General features: G+C 41.2%; 13 protein-coding genes. 6 read left to right on the top strand and 7 right to left on the bottom strand.

Annotated features, from left to right (window positions below):
• Window position 1: 1 nt before the first annotated feature.
• Both CCS02_RS08295 and CCS02_RS08290 read left to right on the top strand, forming a co-directional pair.
• Window positions 2-1,054 (top strand): ABC transporter permease, encoded by a 1,053-nt coding sequence (locus CCS02_RS08295; RefSeq protein ID WP_100187522.1) that lies wholly within the window; start codon window positions 2-4, stop codon window positions 1,052-1,054.
• Window positions 1,055-1,184: 130 nt separating this feature from the next.
• Complete coding sequence (locus CCS02_RS08290) at window positions 1,185-1,757, top strand: RpiB/LacA/LacB family sugar-phosphate isomerase (RefSeq protein WP_100187521.1); 573 nt, start codon at window positions 1,185-1,187, stop codon at window positions 1,755-1,757.
• 127 nt (window positions 1,758-1,884) lie between these two features.
• Here the strand turns inward: CCS02_RS08290 and CCS02_RS08285 are convergent, their stop codons facing one another.
• Together CCS02_RS08285 and CCS02_RS08280 are read right to left on the bottom strand one after the other, a co-directional pair.
• Window positions 1,885-2,835 carry a sugar-binding transcriptional regulator gene (locus tag CCS02_RS08285; RefSeq protein ID WP_100636320.1) on the bottom strand — a complete coding sequence of 317 codons (951 nt, stop codon included), beginning with the start codon at window positions 2,833-2,835 and terminating at the stop codon, window positions 1,885-1,887.
• A gap of 139 nt (window positions 2,836-2,974) precedes the next feature.
• Entirely contained in the window at window positions 2,975-3,964 is a 990-nt protein-coding gene (locus CCS02_RS08280; protein WP_100636319.1) for a 2-hydroxyacid dehydrogenase, read from the bottom strand.
• 292 nt (window positions 3,965-4,256) lie between these two features.
• Here CCS02_RS08280 and CCS02_RS08275 point away from each other — a divergent pair, with 292 nt between their 5' ends.
• Window positions 4,257-8,555 carry a CHASE domain-containing protein gene (locus CCS02_RS08275; protein WP_100636318.1) on the top strand — a complete coding sequence of 1,433 codons (4,299 nt, stop codon included), beginning with the start codon at window positions 4,257-4,259 and terminating at the stop codon, window positions 8,553-8,555.
• A 131-nt stretch (window positions 8,556-8,686) separates the two neighbouring features.
• Here CCS02_RS08275 and CCS02_RS08270 read toward each other — a convergent pair whose 3' ends face one another.
• From CCS02_RS08270 to CCS02_RS08250, 5 genes are all read right to left on the bottom strand, one after another.
• The gene (locus tag CCS02_RS08270; protein WP_072838198.1) at window positions 8,687-9,145 is read right to left on the bottom strand and encodes a MarR family winged helix-turn-helix transcriptional regulator; all 459 of its coding nucleotides are present in this window, start codon (window positions 9,143-9,145) and stop codon (window positions 8,687-8,689) included.
• 131 nt (window positions 9,146-9,276) lie between these two features.
• Window positions 9,277-10,596 (bottom strand): TRAP transporter large permease, encoded by a 1,320-nt coding sequence (locus tag CCS02_RS08265; protein WP_072838197.1) that lies wholly within the window; start codon window positions 10,594-10,596, stop codon window positions 9,277-9,279.
• Window positions 10,589-11,092 (bottom strand): TRAP transporter small permease, encoded by a 504-nt coding sequence (locus CCS02_RS08260; RefSeq protein ID WP_072838196.1) that lies wholly within the window; start codon window positions 11,090-11,092, stop codon window positions 10,589-10,591. Before CCS02_RS08260 ends, CCS02_RS08265 begins: the two co-directional genes overlap by 8 nt.
• A 27-nt stretch (window positions 11,093-11,119) precedes the next feature.
• Entirely contained in the window at window positions 11,120-12,157 is a 1,038-nt protein-coding gene (locus CCS02_RS08255; RefSeq protein WP_072838195.1) for a TRAP transporter substrate-binding protein, read from the bottom strand.
• 303 nt (window positions 12,158-12,460) lie between these two features.
• On the bottom strand, window positions 12,461-13,495 hold the full coding sequence (locus CCS02_RS08250; RefSeq protein WP_100636403.1) for a TRAP transporter substrate-binding protein: 1,035 nt from the start codon (window positions 13,493-13,495) through the stop codon (window positions 12,461-12,463).
• Window positions 13,496-13,824: 329 nt separating this feature from the next.
• Between CCS02_RS08250 and CCS02_RS08245 the strand changes: the two genes are divergently transcribed.
• From CCS02_RS08245 to CCS02_RS08235, 3 genes are read left to right on the top strand one after another with little or no spacing between them, the layout of a single operon-like run.
• Window positions 13,825-15,390, top strand: coding sequence for an acyl CoA:acetate/3-ketoacid CoA transferase (locus tag CCS02_RS08245; RefSeq protein WP_100636317.1), 1,566 nt, complete (start codon window positions 13,825-13,827; stop codon window positions 15,388-15,390).
• Window positions 15,391-15,422: 32 nt separating this feature from the next.
• A complete protein-coding gene (locus CCS02_RS08240) occupies window positions 15,423-16,625 on the top strand; it encodes a thiolase family protein (RefSeq protein ID WP_100636316.1) in 1,203 nt (400 codons plus the stop codon).
• 24 nt (window positions 16,626-16,649) lie between these two features.
• Complete coding sequence (locus CCS02_RS08235; protein ID WP_072838192.1) at window positions 16,650-17,408, top strand: crotonase/enoyl-CoA hydratase family protein; 759 nt, start codon at window positions 16,650-16,652, stop codon at window positions 17,406-17,408.
• The last annotated feature ends 56 nt before the right edge of the window (window positions 17,409-17,464 follow it).

Genomic DNA, 17,464 nt, shown 5'->3' with positions numbered 1-17,464 from the left:
AATGAATAATAAAAGTACTTTTTACGACACCAGTAATATTGCGTTACTTATTTTAAAGATGCGAACCTTTATTGCGCTGTTTATCATTTTAGGCTTTTTCTCTTTAACCGTAGATGGTTTTTTAGCGCCTACTAGCTTAATTATTATGATTAAGCATATTTCGATTAATGCTTTTCTCGCCTTAGGAATTACTTTTGTCATTATTACGGCTGGGATCGATTTATCGATTGGTGCGACATTAGGTTTTTGCGGAATGGTTGCTGGTTATCTTATTTCTAACGGTTTAATTATCGAACCATTAGGTATTGCTATTTTTCCTAGTGTTTGGGTTGTCGTACCTATTGTGATTGTTATTGGTGGGCTAATAGGCGCATTGAATGGACTGATTATTACTCGATATAAAGTCGCGCCATTTATTTGTACTTTAGGGACTATGTATATTATCCGCGGGGCGGCGATGTTGCTTTCTGGTGGTGAAACCTTCCCTGGGCTTCAGGGTAATCCTGAATTGGGTAATACAGGATTTGATGCTATTGGTGCGGGGTATCTTCTTGGTCTGCCTATCGCAATTTGGTTGATGTTTATTATGGCCGCCATCATCGCATATATTGCTAAAAAATTGCCTTTTGGCCGTCATGTGTATGCGATTGGTGATAACGAACGTGCTGCTGAACTGTCGGGCATAAAAGTGAATAATGTTAAAATTTGGGTGTATACCATTGCTGGTTTGTGTGCTGCTGTTGCTGGTATTGTGGTGACTTCTCAGTTGGTTGCTAGTCATCCAGCGACAGGGACGGCGTTTGAAATGAACGCTATTGCGGCCGTTGTATTGGGCGGTACGTCTCTGGCGGGTGGCCGCGGCACCATAATGGGAACGTTAATAGGGGCCTTTGTTATTGGTATATTGGCTGATGGTTTGGTCATGATGGGCGTCAGTGAATTTTGGCAGATGGTCATAAAAGGGCTTGTGATTATTATCGCTGTCATCATTGATCAAATGCAGAATAAATTGCAATACAAAGCGGCCATTAGCTCTCAAAAATTAGCATCTTAATTTATTGGTTAAGACATTAGTAAAATGATTTTAAAAATTTAAACATAGAGGTTTATTAAATGAAAATAATAAAGCAAGAAGCAACCGCCTAAATTTGTTATCACTTTAGAGTGTCCTTTGGAGAATAAAAATGAAACTAATAAAAGACAAAAAGATTTTAGTTGCTGCTGATTGGGCTGGTTTTCCGCTTAAAGAAGTTATCGTTAAGTATTTGGAAAGCAAAGGTTGGGAAGTGACAGATATTGGTGTGAAAGACCCTGATGATCCAGATGTGGAAATGTTTCATCGCATTGGTTTACGCGCAGGCTCAAAGATTACTGAAAAAGAGTTCGAACGTGCGATTATTTTCTGTGGAACTGGTATGGGTGTTCATTTGGCCGCGGCTAAGTGTCCAGGTGTTCGTTGTGGCGTAGTAGAAAGTGTTCCTGCTGCTCGTCGTTGCGTGATTGGTAACGATGTTAACGTGTTGTCTCTGGGAGCTTGGTATGTCGCGCCAGAAATGGGTAAGGCAGCCGTTGATGCGTTCTTGAACACAAAATTTGGTGATGACCATGAATGGTGGCCAGACTTTTATGAATATCATAAAATTGCTGTGGATGAGATGGAAGCATTTGATTACGACGAATACAAAGCTAATAATTTTGAGGTGCACAAATTAGGTGACTTGACCCTAAGTCTAGTGGAAAGACCTGAAGGACGGTAAGAGCGTATTCGTATTGATAACCCCAGCGTTTTGCTGGGGTTTTGTTTTATTCCTTTTTAAATTATTACTGGCAAAACCGCTATCATGGATGGGCGTGGGCGTGGGCGGTTAAAAAATGTCGCTTAGGTTAATTGTTCAAAATCGCTTCTGCAGTCACTCTGTCTGTGATCAACACATCAATATAATTTCCAGATAATGCGCCTTTTATAGCTTCTACTTTATCTAGGCCGCCAGCTAGGGCAACGACGAGTTCACATGATTCAAGTTGTTCTAGCGACATACCAATTACTGGGTCATCTTCAAGCTTAATAACCGGTTTACCTTCTTTGTCGTAGTAATGTAGACAAATGTCGCCGACGGCACCTTTGCTAGCCAGTTCTTTTAATATCTTTGTATCGTAGTAGTTGCCAGAATTTCGTAGTAGATTCGATGGTTCCAGCATGCCGATGCCGACAATGGCAAGGTTTACTTTATTAAACATTTCCACTACTTCTGATACTTCGTCTGTGCTAAGCAGTTTATTTTTGTCTTCTAGAGAATGCTCAATACTTTGTGCTGGCAGCATAAAGGCATCACAGGACAGAATATCCGCCATGTTTTGCGTTAGTATGGTTGCCTGAATATTTCCATTGTGACCGACACCACCTAACACTTGAATAACGCCTTTTGCTTTTGCTTTGGTTGAGTGTAAGTGGTCGACCATAGAGCGAATAGTATCACTCCAAGAAGAGATACCAATTAGATCACCGTCTCGTAATGAAGTATCTAAATAATGGGCGGCTGAAGAACCTATCACACGTTTGATCTGTGTATCACTGGGGTTATCTTCAATGTCGACGACAATTACGTTAGAGACGTTGAAACGCTGTTGAATTTGGGATTCTAAACCAATAAAAACAGAAGGTGGTTGAATAACACTGATTTTTACTATGCCTTCTTTGAGGCATCGAGTAACTGCTCTAGATACTTGAGATTGCGATAGTCGTAATGCTTTTGCTATGTCAGCTTGCTTTAAACCATCCTGATAATACAGTGTGGCTATTTTTGATAGCAGTCTTTTTTCATCGGCTTTTGACATTATTTTTTGGTCTCTCAACGGTCTTTTATTCTTGTCACTAATAATAAAGGTCGTACTATCAAAATACTATACTTTCACTTGTTTAGCTGACGATAACAGCCGTTATAACTAAGCAGGTGTATTAGTCGAGAGACAGTATTTACGCCAATTGCCTTGTACCGCTACTGTCACTTTGGTGATGCAATAAGTTGTCGATTGTTGTGGCGGCAATATGGTTAAGTGCTTCTATGGTGAAGTAGCCTTGGTGTCCTGTAACAACGACGTTAGGGAAGGTGAGCATAAGTTGAAAGACGCTGTCTTGGATAATGTGAGATGACATGTCTTCGAAGAAGATTTTGTTTTCTTGTTCGTAGACATCTAAACCTAAATAGCCGATTTTTCCACTGTAAAGCGCGTCGATGGCTTCTTGCGCATGAACCAATGCGCCGCGGCTGGTGTTGATGATCATCACGCCGTCTTTCATTTTAGCTAGGCTGTCTTTGTTGATCAGGTGATGAGTCGAAGGGTTCAAAGGGCAATGCAGGCTGATGATGTCACTTTTTTGGTAGATTTCATCGAGTGGAATGTATTGGCAGCCTTGATCGATGAGTTCTTGCGACGGGTATAAGTCATAACATAAAACATGGCAGCCGAAGCCTTTCATGATGCGACAAAATGCTGCGCCAATACGTCCTGTGCCAATGCAGCCGACGGTTTTTCCTTCTAAGTTAAAGCCCATTAATCCTTCTAATGCAAAGTTGCCTTCTTTGACTCGGTGATAAGCTCGGTGTGTTTTGCGGTTTAACGTCATGATGAGGGCAACAGCGTGTTCGGCGACAGAGGTTGGGCTGTAATCTGGAACGTGAAATACCTTGATGCCTTGTTTTTTTGCAGCATCGAGATCGACGTTATTGAATCCTGCGCAGCGCAAGGCGATGGTTTTGACGCCTTGTTGCTTTAAACACTGAATGACTTCGGCATTAACATCGTCGTTGACGAAACAAGAGACGGCATCAAAACCTTTTACTAAGCTGATAGTTTCCTTGCTTAGACGACTTTCAAAGTAGGTCATGGATAAGTCTGTCACGTCGGCGAAGGTAGAAAGAGTTCTTTTGTCGTAAGGCTTGCAGGAGAAAACAGCGACTTTCATAAAACGTAATCCTGTCGTTTTGTTAGAAAAGGTTATGCCAGTTATAACTTAAAAAAGGCTGATGATGTGCTTTTTATAGTTAATGTGTTGATTTATGGCAATGGGTTTTTGCTTATAAAGGAAAGTTTACCTTATTTAAAGAGCGTAAGATTTTGTAATCTTAGCTAGTTTTTATCGCACATTATTAAGTTATAAGTTATTAATTCATCTACACTTAAAAATTAATTTGGTTGGCTTCATTACGCCTTTTTTAGGTGTCCATGCTGAATAAGATCCTTGCCAGGAGGCAAATGTGAATTGGATATCATTTGAAAATATCTATAACCGCTGGGTGATGGTTACTTTGCTGACTGGCACGCTGATAACTTGCGTCATTACTTATAACGTTCAGCACTCAAACGAAGAAAGAATTAAGCAGGCTGCTTACGATACATCCGTTAACTTAAAGCAGGAAGTTGCTTCAAGAATAGAGCTCTACCAGTATGGACTTCGCGGTGCGCGCGGTGCTGTACTTACGGCTGGTGAAAATACGATAACACGCGATATTTTTGAACAATATAGCCGATCGAGAGACGTTGATAATGAATTCGCGGGCGCTCGCGGTTTTGGTTTTATTCGCCGAGTCCCACAATCAGATGTAGATGTTTTCACCTCAAAGGCTCGTCAAGATGGTTGGCCGTACTTTTCTATAAAAATGCTTAATCCTAATTTCAACGAGCATTATGTCATTCAATATATTGAACCTGTGGAGCGCAATCGTCAGGCTGTTGGGTTGGATATTGCTTCTGAGAAAAATCGACGGGAAGCCGCGACTTCCTCTTTATACTCAGGTAAAGTCCGCCTAACCGGCCCAATTACCTTGGTACAAGCCTCAGGAAAACCACAGCAATCTTTTTTAATCTTAATGCCGATTTACCGTGGTGGTAGTACTCCAGTAACTCAGGCAGAGAGAATAGAAAAAGGTTTTGGTTGGAGTTATGCGCCTTTGATAATGGAAGATGTGCTGGCCGGCTTAAATTATGACCCAACTAAATTCCATTATGAGATTTTTGATATTACGGATTTAGATGACCAGATTCTTTTTTATAATAGTGGTGAAATAAAAAACGATAGTCATGAGCAAGTTGAAACATCTCAAGTTTATGGTCGTCATTGGCAAAGTAGATTGTATGTTTCGCCTGCCTTTATTGCTGACTTGCATCTTCCAGATCCATTTGTATTTTTAGTAATTGGTTTGTCCATCAGTTTATTGAGTACTATTTTGGTAGTGGTAATTCGGGTCAGTATGGTTCGTCAGCGCGAAGTGATGGCCCATCAGTCAAGAATTACTGCGTTAGTAGAAAGCTCAGCCGATGGCATTATTAGTAAAAATCTAGATGGCGTTATTGTTAGCTGGAATAAAGGTGCTGAGTCAATTTTCGGTTACACAAAGGAGGAGGTTGTTGGGCAAAAAGTACTTGATCTGCTAGTACCAAACTCACTTCAAGACGAAGACAAAAGCATATTTTCTAGTGTCAAAGATAAAAAGGAGTCGATATCGATAGAGACTCGAAGAACGACTAAAGCAGGTACTGAAGTTCCCGTTTCTTTAACATTTTCTCCTATTTTTAATGATGACTATGGAATTATTGGTGTATCTCAAAGTATTCGAGATATATCAGAGCGTAAAAAGGCAGAAGCTAAAATCCGAGAGTTGAATACTAATTTAGAACATCAAGTTAAGGAGCGAACCGCTGAACTACTTGATCTGAACTTACTCTTGAATGATGTGGTCAATGCGTCGTCAGAAGTTTCAATCATTGCAACTGATACGAAGGGCATCATTACGCTATTTAATCATGGTGCACAGAGAATGCTGGGCTATACCACTGAGGAAGTAGTCGGCCAGAGAACACCAGTGGGGTTTCACTTACAATCTGAGATAGAGCAGCAGCGTGCTGATATATTTAAAGCAACGGGAACGCATGTTACTGATAATTTGGAAGTCTTAATCTTTAAAGCATTACGCGAGAACTACGATAGTCAAGAATGGACTTATATTGCTAAAAATGGCATTGCTCGTCCCGTCTCCTTGGTGATCACACCAATGAAAAGTAGCGATGATGAAGTGATTGGTTTTCTTGGTATCGCGATGGATATTTCCGAGCAAAAGACAACCCAGCGTGAGTTAATTTCTACCAGAGATCAGTTGTTATTGGCCGCCGAAGTTGCCGAGCTTGGGATTTGGACTTGGGATATAGAAAACGACACTCTTGAGTGGAGTGATTTAATGTTTGAAATATACCATCTTTCTAAATCTCAAAAACAAGAAGGGATTAAATACGCACATTGGTATAACCGAGTTCATCCTGATGATAGAGACATGGCCGAAAATGCTTTAAAAGAGGCTGTAGAGGGAATTAATGAATACAATTTAGTGTTCCGAATCGTGTTGCCAGATGATAGCGTCCGTTTTATATTTGCCAGAGCGTCTTTGCACAAAAATGCCGAAGGCAAGATGACGAAAGTAACAGGCATTAACCGTGATATTACCCAAGAGCGAGAGTTAGAAGATCGGCTACGAAAAGCCAAAGATGAAGCGGATGCTGCTAGCGCGGCCAAGTCCAATTTTCTTGCTAACATGAGCCATGAAATCCGTACACCGATGAATGCAATTCTCGGCATGCTCCATTTAGTCAAACGTACGACTTTGACTCATCAACAAAATGACTATGTGTCAAAAGCGCAGATATCAGCGAAATCATTATTGAGTTTGATTAATGATATTTTAGATTTCTCTAAAGTCGATGCTGGAAAGCTAGTGTTAGAGAAGGCGCCATTTGAAGTCGAAGAATTATTATGTGAACTATCTACTGTCTTGTCTGGAAGTTCGTTAGAAAAAGATGTTGAGCTGATTTTTGATATTGATAAAGACATTCCCGCTTATCTTATTGGCGATAAATTACGCCTGCTGCAAATATTGATTAATCTAGTGAGCAACGCAGTGAAATTTACCTTAGAAGGTAGTGTGGTTTTGGAAATCAAGCAGCTATCTACTGATTCAAGAATGTCACGTTTGTCTGTATCTGTAAAAGATACCGGTATTGGTATTGCGAAAGATCAAATAGACTCTATTTTTGATGTGTTTTCTCAAGGGGAGTCTTCTACGGCGCGACGCTTCGGTGGTTCAGGCTTAGGTTTGGTTATCTGTCGTCGTTTTGTGGAGTTAATGGGAGGCTCCTTACAGGTAGACAGTGTTCTTGGTGAAGGTAGCCGTTTTTACTTTACGATTGATTTGCCCATTGCTGATATTCAGATTGATAAAATACCTAATCAAACATCGTCAAAATCACTACGCATCTTAATTGTTGATACGAATGTTGCGACGCAAGTCATTTTTGCTCGTATGGCATTTAGTCTGGGCTGGATGAGTGAAAAAGCCGAATCACTTGAATATGCTAGCAAATTAGTTCACGAGGCTATCAAACAGGGCAAGCCTTATGATGTTGTTTTATTAGACACAAAAACATCTGATTTCAGCGGACAAAAAAGTATCGAAAGCATTAACGCGGTAACTTCTTCATCTGAAAGTCATCCAAAAATAATCTTATTAACCAGCATGATGAGCGATCAATCTGAAAGCGAACTTGAGTCTGTCTCTGGCTATTTATTGAAGCCTGTCACCTTAAGTAAATTATCAGAAGCTGTTTATCAATCTCTCTCAGATGTAAGAACGCCCATAGAGATAGTTCACAGTAATAGTCGTGAAGAAGGGCGCTTAACTGGCGTATCGTTGCTGTTAGTCGAAGACAATGTTTTTAATCGGCAGGTAGCGACAGAATTATTGATTGCTGAAGGCGCTAGTGTAATGGTTGCGGAAAGCGGATTAGAAGGCGTTGCTATGGTATTGAATCGAAAAGAAGAAATGTTCGATTTGGTACTGATGGATATGCAAATGCCTGATGTGGATGGTTTGGAAGCGACCAAACAAATTCGTAAAGATGCGAGATTTACCACACTTCCTATTATTGCCATGACTGCTAATGTATCGGAAGTCGATCGTCAGGCTTGTTTTAATGCCGGTATGAATGACCACATTGGTAAGCCATTAGACATCGACCAAATGGTTGCCTGTATCCTTAAGTACACTGTTATTAAGCATCAGGAAAGTGAACATCAGGCAAGTTCGCACAAGCACAATGAACATAAGGAAGGTCTGAGCACGTCACCAGAGCCTATTGAATCAGCGACAGAGTCTAATGAATACGAAGACATAGAGTCTATCTTGAGTCGCTTTGGTGGCAGTGTTGATCTTTATAAAAGCGTCGTTGAAGGCTTTACTCTTGAGGCAAACGATTTATTAGAAAAGATAAAAGAAGGCGTGAACGAGAAAGACAAAGTGAAAACACGCGAGTACCTTCATACTTTTAAAGGTGCGGCATTGACAATGGGATTATTGAAACTTTCAAATCACTTGTTTGCTTTTGAAAATGTATTAAAAACTTCTGAGAGCAGTGCAGAAATTGAAGCGTGTTTAGCTTCTATTAACACGACTGAATTGCATGTTGAGCTAGAAGAAGAGCTCGCTATTATCATTGCTCAGCTAAAGTAATCTGTTGCGTGTGACACAAAAAAAGCCTGATCATGAAGTGATGATCAGGCTTTTTTATCTATAACAGTATTTCAATTAGGTCGTGTTTAAACCTGATAGCTTTCCCATCGACTTAGATTTCAAGAATAACCTTAGCCATGGGATAAGGTGTCTAGTGTCTTCAGTAACCAATCTAGTTCATTGTCGCCTTCTAAACGTGCAGCCATGATTTGTTCATGCTCCATGACGCGCTCGCTTAGAGTTAAGAAAAACTTCTCACCTTTTTTAGTCATAAACAAAGCATATGAACGACGATCATTGATAGCTGGTCGACGTTCAAGAATGTCCATTTTTTCTAGTTTATCGACCGCTGCAACCATGGCAGATCTGTCATTGCCAAGGGCTTGAGCTACCGCTGTTTGAGTTAACCCTGGGTTACGTTCCACGATAGCAATAATAGCGAATAAACCAGGGCTGATGCCAAGGTCAGAACAGACTTCCGAAAATTTGCTGAAAAAGTTCATTTGGGCTCGACGTAGGCGATAACCAACTAAGTTATTTAGTATTCCAAAGTCTACTGGTTGGTCTGTTTTTTTTGTATCGTCTGCCATGTAAGTCTCATTTTTAATCAAATAAACCAGCATTGTAATATAAAAATACTAATTTGGTGTAACACTAAACTGTTGAGAATCTTCTCTATACAACAATAGCTGGATTGGTTTCCAGCTATTGTTGATGTGTACTAGCCTATTAGGTGGACTAATCCAAGAGTGATTCCAGGGAAGAGGATTAACAAAGCAACCCTAACAAAGTCAGAAATCAAGAATGGAATCACGCCTTTGAAACATTCTTTTAGTTTCAGTGAGTCGTCAAACGATTTGATAATAAAGACGTTCATACCAACCGGGGGAGTAATTAACCCCACTTCAACAACGATCAAGGCGAGTATGCCAAACCAAATTCCTAAGTCTGCCTGAGGAATGCCAAAATCCATTGCCATAATCATAGGGAAGTAGATTGGAATTGTTAGCAATATCATCGCTAAGCTGTCCAAGAAACAACCCATAACCAAATAGGTTAAAAGCATGACGACTAAGATGGTATAAGGCGAAAGCCCGGAGTTTTGAATAAGCTCCACACCCAAGTCTGGTAATCTTGATAGAGCGATAAAGACACTAAAAAGATCCGCGCCCAATACAATGAAAAAGATCATTGCAGAAGATACGGCCGTTTTCATCAAGCATACTAGCAAACCATCTAGGCGCATTTTTCCGTGAGTGAATGCTAGGATTGCTGTCAAAATAACACCAACAGATGCAGCCTCAGTAGGCGTGAAAATCCCTAGATAGATACCGCCCAACACAATGAGAAAAATCCCTGTAATGTGCCAAACGTCTTTAGTGGATTTTATCTTTTGCGCAAAGGTGGTTTTTTCACCGCGTGGACCTGATTCAGGGTATAGACGCACATAAATCGCAATGGCGAGAATGTAACCGCCTGCCGCTAAAAAACCCGGTATAAATGCAGCGATAAACATTTTTGAAATATTTTGCTCGGTAAGTACCGCAAAGATGATTAGTACCATCGAAGGTGGAATCAAAATTCCCAGTGTTCCGCCCGCAGCCAGAGCACCCGCAGCAAGGCTACCAGAGTAATTGAGTCGTTTCATTTCTGGTAAGGCAACTTTACCCATGGTTGATGCCGTTGCTAATGATGATCCACAAATGGCACCAAAGGCTGCACAACCAGCAATCGCAGCCATAGCAATACCGCCACGTTGACGTCCAATCCAAGTATTACAGGTTCTAAAAAGTTCAGCTGTAATGCCAGAACGGGTAGCCAGTTCGCCCATTAGTAGGAACAGTGGTACGACCGATAAATCATAACTTGAAAATTTAGAAACCGGTGTGGTTCCTAGGTATTCTAATAAAGCGGGAAAACCGCCAATCATCGAGTAACCAACAGCACCACACACTAACATGGATAGCGCAATTGGAATGCGGATGCTCATTAAAACCAGCAGCACCGCCATCATCAAAAAAGCCAATTCGATATTACTCATGATTACCTCCACGAAGCGTAGCGAACAAGCGATATAGACCGCATAGGCCGCACAGTGTCATTGCAACGACACCAATAATAAAAGTCCACCAAGTGGGGAGTTCAAGTAGCATACTTTGTTCTAAATATTCTTTTGCTTCCATGCCGCTCAAACTCATACGATAAGCAAAAGTAAAAGAAACAACGGTAAACACTATGTCGCTAATCACTTCTAAAGTGAGCAGGGTGCTTGGTTTACAGTTGGCTGTAAACAAATCAACAATGACGTGGCCTTTGCGTATATAGCAAGCAGGGAGAAAAAGAAATATGGCCATACCTAGGCCCATTTCTGTAATTTCGTAATCGCCTTCTATCGATTGACCTATAGTGGTTCGACCAATAATGCTAGCGACGGTAACCGCCGCTACCACTAACATGATAAACCCACCTGTCAGTGCAAATATGTCCGAGATGCGCCCTAGGAGAGAGCGCTGTAAGTCGGTAGTAAAACGTATCATGTTTAATTATCCTACGTGCGGTATGGCTTAAAAGTTTTCATACTTCTTGATAAGATCTTTAGCTTCATCTAATAGACGCTGTCCATCGTAACCGTCAGCATTCATTTCTTTCAGCCATTGAGCTGTAATTGGAGCAAATTTCTCTTTCCAGCGATCAAACTCAGCACCCTCAATTGAGTTGAACGTATTGCCGCGTTTTACTGCATCACCATTAGCCCCAATTTCATAAGCATCGTATGCATCACCGAAGAAGCCCGCTAAATTAACGCCAGAGTTACGATCTATTACGGCTTTTAAATCATCTGGAAGCTTTGCGTACGAATCATTATTCATTGCGAAAATGAAGAACTGGGTATAAAAGCCGTGATCACCTTTAAACACAGTGTGATGTGGTGCTAATTCTTCAATTTTGAGCGGTTTAACCACTTCGAAAGGCAGCGTTGTTACATCAATAACGCCTTTTGAGAGGGCGCTCGGCATGCTTGGTACTGGCATGAAAATAGTATTAGCGCCTAGTTGGCTGAAGATGTCAGCCATCATTTTGTTTGGCGCACGAACTTTTAGACCTTTAAGGTCTTCTAGTGATTTGATGTCTTTATCACGAGAATGAAGTGAGCCAGGGAAGTGAGTGTGCATGGCAAGCAGATGAACGTCTTTTAATTCATCTTGCATTTCTTTTTCAGCATATTCTTGTAATGCCATACTCGTAATGCGAGCGTTTAGCGGAATAAAAGGTAATTCAAATACTGTCGCTTTTGGGAATCGTCCTGGGGTATAGCCACCTACAGTCCAAGTGATATCGACAACGCCTTTACGAACTTGGTCAAAAAGCTGTGGTGGCTTGCCACCTAATTGCATGGCTGGGTAGATATCAATTTTAATACGGCCATTGGATTCAGCTTCTACTTTATCCGCCCAGGGCTGAAGAATATTTGTGTGTGCATTAGACACAGGAGGAAGCATATGGTGAAGCTTGAAGGTGTATTCAGGCTCTGCAGCGATGGCATTGATTGACATTATAGAGCCAGCAATTAACGCCAAGCTTTGTAGTTTGAACTTTTTCATTTTTTATCACCTTTATTTTTTTTATTAAGTGGTTTTTGTTATTAAGTGTTTTTTGCTATTTCTAATGACATTTCACAACCTTCCATAATCGCTGAATACAATGTCATTTTTGTTTCTTTTCTAGCTTATGCTTAAGAATTATATCCTTTGTGACATAAATTGTTGTGCTTTTCAACAATCATGTTTATAGAATTTTTACTCAAGGTATTCAAAAAAAACATTCTTCTTAAAAAAGCTAAAAAGCGCTCTAGAAAAGAGCGCTTCATGTCGGTAGTTGCTTTTTTATTGCAATAAACCTATCGCTTAAAAGTCATTATATTTTTTGATAAGAGATTTGGTTTTGTCTAAAAGGCGCTGAGCGTCATAGCCATCCTTGTTCATATCTTGAAGCCACTGCTCTGTCACAGGAGCCATAGCCTTTTCCCAGCGTTGGTGTTCAGCCCCTTCGATATAATCGAAGCTGTTGCCTTGGTCAACTGCGTATTTACGAGCAAAAACTTCATAATTATCAAACAAATCACCAATATGTCCGGCTAACGTAATACCTGAATTGTCATCGATAACCTTCTGTAAATCTGCTGGCATACTGTCATAGATATCTTTGTTCATAGAGAATATGAAGGTGTTGGCATATAAGCCAGCCCCTTTAAATTCGGTGTGGTGTTTAACTAGCTCATAAATTTTTGTTGGTAGAACGACTTCGAATGGTAATACAGCGACATCAATTACGCCTTTTGATAGTGCGCTTGGCATTTCAGTCACCGGTAGAAATATTGTGTTTGTACCAATAGTTTTAAATGCATCTGACATGACTTTGTTTGGCGCTCGTACTTTTAGCCCTTCTATATCTTCTAATGTTTTAATGGCTTTGTCTCTAGAATGAAAAGATCCGGGAGCATGAGTATGAGCTGCAATTAAATGCACATCTTTTAGTTCATCTTGCATTTCTGTTTCTGCGTATTCTTGCAATGCCATGCTGGTAGCTTTGGCTGTGCCTGGAATAAATGGCAGTTCAAATGACGTCATTTTAGGAAAACGGCCAGGAGTGTAGCCAGCCACAGTCCAAGAAATATCGACAATGCCTTTTCTCACTTGATCAAACAATTGTGGCGCTTTACCGCCCAACTGCATTGCAGGATAGACATCTATTTTAATTCGACCATTTGACTCGACTTCTACTTTTTTAGCCCAAGGCTCAAGAAATTGGGTATGAGCCATAGACATCGGCGGAAGGAAGTGATGTAGCTTGAGGCTATACTCTGGCTCCGCAGCTAATGAATTCATAGATATCATTGAGCCAGCCATTAACGCCAAGCCTGCTAGTTGGATTTTTTTCATTTTTTCACCTTTGATTTTATTGTTATTTATAGCGCTATTTTCATTCATTCAGTCGTTCAGTGAGCTTTTAGCACAGTCAGCCATAGTCGTTATCTGGCCGCTTTTCTTGTTACCCTCTAAACCATAGTTTGTTTTTCACATAAATTGTTGTTGTTTTCAACATTTGTATTTATTTAATTTTCACCCAAGGTATTCAAAAAAAGTAACACCCAGACAAAATGTTTGTAAAAAAAATAGTTGTGGTGTACAACAGAATTATTCCTGACAAAATAAAGTCGACAAACTAAAGCCCGATTAACCAAATAAATAAAAGAGATGTGAGGGTAAAAATGAGTAAGGTTATTTCCCTAGCGCAAGCCGCTAACTTGATTTCTGATGGTGCCAACGTTGCTTGGTCAACAGTGGGCATGTCTTATTTTGCCGAAGCTGTAGCCAAAGCGGTTGAGCAACGTTTTAAAGAAACAGGCCATCCGCAGCAGTTAACACTTATTCATGACTGCGGTTGTGGTGATGGAAAAGACGCTGGCATGTCGCACATGGCGCATCCAAATCTAGTTAAACGTTTGATCTCTGGTCACACAGGCCAAGCGCCCAAAATGGCGCAGATGATCACGGATAATGCCATTGAAGCTTATTTACTGCCACAAGGTGTATTGACCACCATGTGGCGTCAAATTGCGGGAAATAAACCAGGTGTGATTACTAAAATTGGCATGGGAACCTATGTTGATCCTTTGATTAGCGGCGGTAAAGTTACGTCTTTAACTACAGAAGATCTGGTTAAACGCATTGAAATTGAAGATGAAGAATGGCTGCTTTATAAAAAATTCCCATTAGATGTCGTAGTGATTCGTGCGACTACTGCCGACGAAGACGGAAATTTATCAGTAGAAGAAGAGGCCATGTTGGCGGAAATTTTGCCTATGGCTCAAGCCGCTAAAAACAGTGGCGGTATTGTTATTGCGCAAGTGAAATACATTGCCGAACGCCATTCTATTCATCCAAAAGAAGTTAAAGTTCCTGGTGTGTTGGTGGATTACATCACCGTTGCCCCAGCCGAAGATCACAAACAAACCATCACAACAATCTACAACCCAGGTTTAGCGGGTAATTCCCGAGTGCCGCTAAATGCCTTACCACCAATGCCGTTCAGCGACCGTAAAGTGATTGCCCGTCGTGCTGCAATGGAACTAAAAGCCAACGTTATGGTGAACCTTGGTATTGGTATGCCTGATGGCGTAGCGGCCATCGCTGCGGAAGAAAAAGTCTCTCATTTATTTACCTTAACGACCGAACTTGGTACTTACGGCGGTATTCCTGCATCTGGTGGTGATTTTGGTGCTGCGTGGAACGCAGATGCCATTATTGAACATGAAGCTCAGTTCGATTTTTATGACGGTGGCGGTTTGGATATTGCGTTCTTGGGACTGGCGCAAGCAGATAAAGAAGGCAATTTAAACGTTAGTAAATTTGGTCCAAAAGTAGTCGGGCCGGGTGGTTTTATCAATATTTCTCAGAGCGCTAAAAAAGTCGTGTTCTGCGGCACTTTAGTGAATGGCGCCAAACTAGGCTTTGAAAACGGCAAGATGAAAGTATTAGAAGAAGGCAATGTGCAGAAATTTGTCGAAGCCGTTGATCACATTACTTTCAGTGGTGCTGTAGCGCGAGAAAACCATAAGCCAGTGGTGTTTGTAACTGAACGCTGCGTGTTAGAGCTGCGCCAAGAAGGCATGGTATTAACCGAAATTGCACCGGGATTAGATTTAGAAAAAGATGTACTAAGTGTGATGGCGTTTCGTCCGATCATAGCTGACGATCTTAAAACCATGCCAGCAGCTATCTTTGCTGAGCAGTGGGGCGGTTTGGGTGACATGATGGCTGCGGCTGGTCTGTAAAAACAACAAGAATAAATAAGCGAGAAAATTTTATGTCGATCAAGAATGTAGAAATCCCTTACGGTGCTTATTGGAGTACTCCGTTTACCAAGTGGCAAGGTTCATTGCAGCATTTGCACTCGATGAAGTTTGCTGCTCATGTGGCAAAAGCCGAATTGGCAAAACGCAATATTGATCCGCTGGTATTTGATTCTGGCGTATTGGGCATGACGATCAACCAATATCAATCTTTTAACGGCGCACCTTGGCCTTTATATGAAATTGGTGCTGTGAATACAGCGGGTCATGCGGTCAATCAGGTATGTGCGACCAGTGCGCGTGGTTTGTTTGCTGCCGCATCAGAGATTGTGTGCGGTATGGCGAATGTCTCATTTTTGATGACAGCAGACCGTTGTTCAAATGGTCCGCATATTTATTACCCGAATGCGAAAGGCCCAGCTGGATCTTCAGAAGATCAAGTGACCTACAACATGATGAACGATTGTATTGGCGGTCATTCGATGATGCAAACTGGTGAAAACGTTGCCAAGCGTTTTGATATCACTCGTGAAGAATTAGACACAGTCACTTATCGTCGTTACGAACAGTACCAAGATGCATTAAAAGATGATCAAGCTTTTCAAAAGCGTTACATGACGCTGCCTTTATCTGTTCCAACGGCTAACTTCAAAAAAGAAGAGACCGTGATCACGGGTGATGAAGGAGTTTTTCCAACCACACTAGAAGGTTTGCAGAAGCTTAAACCGATTCAAGAAGGCGGAGTAATTACGTTCGGTAATCAAACTCATCCTGCTGATGGTAATGCTTCTGCGATTCTTTGCCGATCTGAAGAAGTGGCTTCTCTTACTTCTCGTCCTGAAATCAAGATTGAAGTACTAGGTTTTGGTCAAGCACGTGATGATCTTGCTTTCATGCCAGCTGCACCAATAGAAGCTGCGAAACGTGCGCTAGCGGTTGCGGGTATCGATATTAAACAAGTCAAAGCCATCAAAACACACAATCCATTTGCGGTTAACGATGTGGCCTTTGCAAAAGCCATGGGCATTGATGTGATGACAATGAACAACTACGGCTGTTCTTTGATTTGGGGGCATCCTCAAGGACCAACCGGTATGCGCGCCATTATTGAGTTGATTGAAGAGCTGGTTATCAACGGCGGCGGTTATGGTTTGTTCACTGGGTGTGCTGCTGGGGACACTGGAATGGCCGTAGTAATCAAGGTTTCAGATCGCTAATTATAAGATTAAAGGTAATCCAAGATGACTTATCAATTTATTAATTATTCCGTAGAGAATGGCGTGGCGCATTTGCAGCTTAATCGCCCAGAAAAGAAAAATGCCATCAATGACAGCTTATGTCTTGAGATTGAACACGTTTTTTTGAATTTAACCGATGACGTAAATGTCATTGTTTTTTCCGGAAATGGTCCTGAGTTCTGCTCTGGCCTTGATTTGCAAGAGCATAAAGCCCGCGAGCCTTTCGAGGTGGTTAAGCATTCCAATATGTGGCATCGCGTCTTTGGTCATATCCGTGATTCTGGTATTCCTGTTGTGGCAGCGATGCATGGTGCGGTTATTGGTGGTGGTTTGGAGTTGGCTATTTGTGCTCATGTTCGAGTCACCGAAGAAAATACTTTTTACCGTTTACCTGAAGGCAAGCACGGCATTTTTGTCGGTGGTGGTGCTTCTGTAAACGTGGCTAGTGTTATTGGAGCAAGCCGTATGACAGAAATGATGCTAACAGGGCGAGACGTAAGATCTGACGAAGGCTTGCGTATTGGTTTAGCACATTATGTTGTTGGTAATGGTGAAGCGTTGGCGAAGGCGTTTGAGATCGCAGAAGGCATTGGTAAAAACTCTAAATATTCTAACTGGGCAATGACAACAGGGCTTAGCCGTATTAGCAATATGTCTGCGCAAGAAGGTTTGTACACCGAGTCATTGATCTGCGGTATTACGCAAACCAGCGACGAAGTAAAAGCTCGTATTGATGCTTTTTTGAATCGTAAAAAATCCTAGGCGCTTTTTTCTGTAAGAGATTTTTCTTTTGTAAATGATGTTGCTCTAAAAATAAC

Origin of the sequence: Marinomonas sp. ef1 (assembly GCF_002806845.1) — a bacterium.
In the GTDB taxonomy this organism is placed as follows: Bacteria; Pseudomonadota; Gammaproteobacteria; order Pseudomonadales; family Marinomonadaceae; genus Marinomonas; species Marinomonas polaris.
The sequence above is the reverse complement of the archived record's forward strand: the minus strand, read 5'-3'. Positions and strand labels throughout refer to the sequence as shown.